This window comes from Nocardia sp. NPDC059764 (assembly GCF_042732555.1).
Taxonomy (GTDB): Bacteria; Actinomycetota; Actinomycetes; order Mycobacteriales; family Mycobacteriaceae; genus Nocardia.
On the sequence record NZ_JBHWHH010000353.1, the window covers coordinates 1 to 1,422 of the forward strand.

Below are 1,422 nucleotides of genomic sequence, written 5' to 3' on the forward strand. Positions count from 1 at the left end.
GAACTTGATTTCGAGGCCGATCCCCAGAATGGAGATCAGCCAGATCACGCCGAGGAAGATGGTGATCCGGTCGAGGTTCTTCTCGACGACAGTGGAACCCGACAGGCTCGACTGCACTCCACCACCGAAGAGGCTGGACAGACCTCCGCCCTTGGCGCGGTGCAACAGCACCAGCAGCACCAGCAGCACGCTGGTGATAACTAGGAGGATATCCAGGAACATCCGCATACCGGAGAGTGTATGCGGTGCTCGCCAGTATCAACGAATCAGCCCTGGTCGCGCAGACGAGATAGATCAACGCCGATCGATCGCCCACTCGGCGCGGTAGTCACGGTGGTCGGACCAGAGGGCCGCCATCTCGCGCACGGTCGGGCACGGCCAAGCCGTCGTGTCATGGTCGCCGGAGCTCCCGGAGTCACGGCAGACCGAACACCGATGGTGCTCATCCGGCGCGTGCTCGCCGAAGATCAACCGCAGCACGGCCACGTGCCGCAGCGTCTGTTTCGGCGTCAGCACTCCCGGCACGAATACCGCCGACGGGGCGGTGCGACTGTGTTTGGGTCGCACGAGACGAACCCACTGGTATTCGATCTCGCGGCCGGAGTCGCGGAAGTCGTGCTCCAGTTGCAGCGCGAACTCCGCGGCTTCCTGCTGCTGCTCGAGTCGCCGGTCGATGAACTGCTCGATGGTCATCATCGCCGGACCATCCACAGCGCGGTCGCCGCAACGACCAGAGCGGCCCAGATCACCCAATACAGCGAGGACGCGCCCGTGGCGACCAGCACCGCGGCGGCGATTGCCAGCACTACGACCGTGGAAGTGCGCATGATCGATTGTCTCTCACTACGCCCGATATGCCACGAAGGCCAGGGTCTGAAAGCTCGGCGATCACCGAATATATACTGCGAGAAGCGGATCCAGCGGCGGAAGTACGGCGGCGCTGCGTCGGCCACGACACCGTGTGACCCGACCATACTTGAGTGAAACATGCATCATTCACTTTTCTGGATCGGTGCCGTCCCGGGCTGGTCGCAACGCCGACGCCTGCCTCGGCTCCCCCGCCGACGCGGCCGGCGTGGTGGCGGTCGCGCACACCGACAGCGAGGACCGCGCAGCACAGAGCTCGGACTGGGGACCCTGCGTCCAGCTGTACGCACCCGGCCGTGAAATCGAAATCCCCTTCCCCGCGATCGGCGGCGGATTCGTCAAAGCCAGCGGTTCGTCCTTCGCCGCACCGATGGTCGCCGGAGTCGGAGCCCTGTACAAATCCACCTACGGCGACACGTACTGGCAGACGATCTCCAACTGGATCAAAGACAAATCCACCCTGGACGTGGTCCAACCCAAACCCAAACCCAACGCCACCCCCACGATAAACAGACTGCTCATCACCGGCGGCCTGTAACCGCCACCCGATAACAG

4 protein-coding genes are annotated in these 1,422 nt (G+C 63.6%); 1 reads left to right on the plus strand and 3 read right to left on the minus strand.

Features of this window, described 5'->3' with window-relative positions:
* The 3 genes from secG to ACFV4K_RS35640 form a co-directional block, all read right to left on the minus strand.
* Positions 1-228, minus strand: a 228-nt coding sequence (gene secG / locus ACFV4K_RS35630; protein ID WP_379280689.1) for a preprotein translocase subunit SecG, incomplete at its 3' end; no start/stop codon positions are given.
* Positions 229-294: 66 nt separating this feature from the next.
* On the minus strand, positions 295-696 hold the full coding sequence (locus ACFV4K_RS35635; RefSeq protein WP_379280690.1) for a DUF6221 family protein: 402 nt from the start codon (positions 694-696) through the stop codon (positions 295-297).
* Positions 693-827, minus strand: a complete 135-nt coding sequence (locus ACFV4K_RS35640) for an LPXTG cell wall anchor domain-containing protein (protein WP_379280691.1) — start codon at positions 825-827, stop codon at positions 693-695. Before ACFV4K_RS35640 ends, ACFV4K_RS35635 begins: the two co-directional genes overlap by 4 nt.
* Positions 828-1,012: 185 nt before the next feature.
* Between ACFV4K_RS35640 and ACFV4K_RS35645 the strand changes: the two genes are divergently transcribed.
* Entirely contained in the window at positions 1,013-1,405 is a 393-nt protein-coding gene (locus tag ACFV4K_RS35645; protein ID WP_379280692.1) for a S8 family serine peptidase, read from the plus strand.
* Positions 1,406-1,422: the final 17 nt, after the last annotated feature.

Bases quoted from the DNA above. Each gene is read 5' to 3' on its own strand.
- ACFV4K_RS35635 (WP_379280690.1), bottom strand. From the start codon at position 696: ATGATGACCATCGAGCAGTTCATCGACCGGCGACTCGAGCAGCAGCAG.
- ACFV4K_RS35640 (WP_379280691.1), bottom strand. From the start codon at position 827: ATGCGCACTTCCACGGTCGTAGTGCTGGCAATCGCCGCCGCGGTGCTG.